At 39.4% G+C, this 2654-nt stretch carries 1 protein-coding gene, 6 tRNA genes and 2 pseudogenes; 6 read left to right on the plus strand and 3 right to left on the minus strand.

Annotated elements, in window-relative coordinates:
• Positions 1-2: 2 nt before the first annotated feature.
• The 6 genes from HT699_RS08295 (at position 3) to HT699_RS08320 (ending at position 545) form a co-directional block, all read left to right on the plus strand.
• Positions 3-92: transfer RNA gene (locus HT699_RS08295), tRNA-Ser, on the plus strand.
• A 10-nt stretch (positions 93-102) separates the two neighbouring features.
• A tRNA-Met gene (locus HT699_RS08300) sits at positions 103-176 on the plus strand.
• 3 nt (positions 177-179) lie between these two features.
• A tRNA-Phe gene (locus tag HT699_RS08305) sits at positions 180-252 on the plus strand.
• A gap of 19 nt (positions 253-271) precedes the next feature.
• Positions 272-342 (plus strand) — tRNA-Gly (locus HT699_RS08310).
• A 35-nt stretch (positions 343-377) separates the two neighbouring features.
• A tRNA-Ile gene (locus tag HT699_RS08315) sits at positions 378-451 on the plus strand.
• 6 nt (positions 452-457) lie between these two features.
• Positions 458-545, plus strand: a tRNA-Ser gene (locus HT699_RS08320).
• A 227-nt stretch (positions 546-772) separates the two neighbouring features.
• On the opposite strand, the gene birA is transcribed toward HT699_RS08320, so the two are convergent.
• The 3 genes and pseudogenes from birA to HT699_RS11810 form a co-directional block, all read right to left on the minus strand.
• Positions 773-1708, minus strand: coding sequence for a bifunctional biotin--[acetyl-CoA-carboxylase] ligase/biotin operon repressor BirA (gene birA, locus HT699_RS08325; RefSeq protein WP_000844510.1), 936 nt, complete (start codon positions 1706-1708; stop codon positions 773-775).
• Positions 1705-2342 (minus strand): annotated as a pseudogene (locus HT699_RS08330) (AraC family transcriptional regulator); the annotation flags it as partial. The gene birA and the pseudogene HT699_RS08330, both read right to left, overlap by 4 nt.
• Positions 2300-2654 (minus strand): annotated as a pseudogene (locus HT699_RS11810) (transposase); the annotation flags it as partial. The pseudogenes HT699_RS11810 and HT699_RS08330, both read right to left, overlap by 43 nt.

Genomic DNA, 2654 nt, shown 5'->3' on the forward strand with positions numbered 1-2654 from the left:
TTGGAGGATTACCCAAGTCCGGCTGAAGGGAACGGTCTTGAAAACCGTCAGGCGTGTAAAAGCGTGCGTGGGTTCGAATCCCACATCCTCCTTTTATATTAACGCGGGATGGAGCAGCTCGGTAGCTCGTCGGGCTCATAACCCGAAGGTCGTAGGTTCAAATCCTGCTCCCGCAATAAGGCTCGGTAGCTCAGTTGGTAGAGCAATGGATTGAAGCTCCATGTGTCGGCGGTTCGATTCCGTCTCGCGCCATTTTATTGATAGTATTTATGCGGGTGTAGTTTAGTGGTAAAACTACAGCCTTCCAAGCTGTTGTCGCGAGTTCGATTCTCGTCACCCGCTTTGAACTTTGTTCAAATTACCAAGTTTTTTAACTTGGGCGCGTAGCTCAGGTGGTTAGAGCGCACGCCTGATAAGCGTGAGGTCGGTGGTTCGAGTCCACTCGTGCCCATTAATTGGAGAATTACTCAAGAGGCTGAAGAGGACGGTTTGCTAAATCGTTAGGTCGGGTAACTGGCGCAAGGGTTCGAATCCCTTATTCTCCGTTTTAATGAGAGTTTGTAACTCTCTTTTTCATTTGGCTCTTTGTCAACTGTAGTGGGTTGAAGTCAGCTAAGCTCGAGAAAGGACAAATTTCGTCCTTTCTTTTTTGATGTTCAGAGCGATAAAAATCCGTTTTTTGAAGTTTTCAGGCTCTTTGTCAACTGTAGTGGGTTGAAGAAAAGCTAAAATCTTTATATATTGTCGATTTTATGGTTGTTCTAATTTATTATTACTTCCAACTCTTGAGAGAAATTTCTCCGCTATTGAGCCAGATTTCTTTTCCGTTATCACATTGCACCAAAAGTTTTCCACTTTCAGAGATGTCTTTAGCAAGTCCCTTGTAGTCTTTTTGATCTAGTGTGAAAGTAACTTCTTTTCCAAGAACGAATGACTGTTTTTTGTATAGGTATAATAGCTCTTCTGCTGGTGTTTCGAAGAAAGTACGCCAGATTTCTATGATCAATTCATTCCTTGTTATAGGAGCTGTAGCTTTAAATAAGCTGGCAGCTTTTTCTTTTAATTCCTGAGGGAAGTCTTTAATAGTGAAATTGATACCTACTCCAATAATGATATCTGTGACTAAGCCAGTTTCTACAGAGGTCATTGCTTCAGTGAGAATTCCTCCAATTTTATGATTGTTTAGGTAGATATCATTGACCCATTTTATGTCGACATCTATTAAAGTTAGGTTCTTAATGGCTTTGTAGACAGCTCCAGCTACAAGTAGTGTGTAGGACGGTAATTTGTCATAGGGAAGATTTGGTTTAAGATGGAGGGTCATATAAATGCCACCTTGAGGAGAGTAGAAGGAGCGTTGAAAACGGCCACGCCCTGCTATTTGATAGGAAGCTAGATAGAGGGTGTTTGCTTCATAGCCTAAATCAATTGCTTCTTTTGCATCTAGTTGTGTTGATTTTGTTTCGGGTTTAAAACTGATTTTAATTGGAAGATTTTCTTCTAGAATCTCTGGAAGAATAAGGTCACCATTCATCAGTTTATATCCTCTATTTTTGATACTATCAATTTCAATCCCTTCTTGTTCTAGTCGCTTGATAGCTTTCCAAATTGATGTTCGGCTTAGGGATAGTTTTTCTGCGATTTTTTCTCCGCTGATATAGTCGGTTTCTTTAGATAGGATTTGGTAGACAGCTTGGTAGGATTTCATAATGTTGCCTTTCTCACTAGTTGGTATTGAGAGTATTCTTTTCTTGTATGACTTGGAGTCTGATTAAAGTATTGTTTATAAGCTTTCGAAAAATGTAGTGGATCTGAAAAACCTACCGAGTATGCAATTACCTTGATGGATTCTTGGGTATTTTCGAGAAGTTGTTTAGCTCGGTGCATTCGAACGTAGAGTAGGTATTCTTTGGGTGATAAGGTATTAAATTCTTTGAATACGCTTGATAAGTAGCTTCTGTGAACGGATAGTTCTTTTGTTAAATCTTGAATTGTAAGTGATTGAGGATAGTGGCTATCAATTAATCGTTTGCATTCAAGATAGAGTTGGTAGGTTGATGAAATATTCTTTTTTCTGATTGGGAGCAATAGTTCCCAGATGAAACATCAGTTCATGGAGTTGTCCCATGATATGGAGTTGAGCTAATTCATTGGATTTTGTAATCTGAGCGAAGCGAACAATGTCTGAGATGAGTTTTGCAGTAGTCTGGGTATGACAAGTTTCAGATTGGATGAGATAGGATTGATCAGAAATTTGAGAAAGGGCAAAAAAAATCAGGAGCTTTCCCTCCAGTGATTCCTAACCAGTAGTAGGCCCAAGGTTCTTTACTATCTGCTTGATATAGTCATTTAGTTTTAAAAAGCGTTCCAAACATTCAAAAATAGTTGGGACTTCCCTTAATAAATCTGTTACTTTCTTTTTCAAGATAGCCCAAGCTTACTCAATAGGATTCAAATCTGGTGAATAAGGCGGTAGAGGTAAGAAAAAGTGTTTATCTTGGATGCAGAGTTCATCCAAAATGTTCTTGGGATCAAAACTAGCATTGTCCATGATAATAACATGAGGTGTCTTCAAAGCAGGCAGGAGTTGCGTTTTGAACCACTCCACAAAGAAATCGCTTGTCCTGCTGTTCTTGTAAATCATGGGAGCTATA

The organism is Streptococcus sp. 1055 (assembly GCF_013276815.1).
GTDB lineage: Bacteria > Bacillota > Bacilli > Lactobacillales > Streptococcaceae > Streptococcus > Streptococcus pseudopneumoniae.

What these genes read in the sequence shown, in the direction of transcription:
- birA (WP_000844510.1), bottom strand. Translation starts at nt 1,708, where the DNA reads ATGAAATCCTACCAAGCTGTCTACCAAATCCTATCTAAAGAAACCGAC.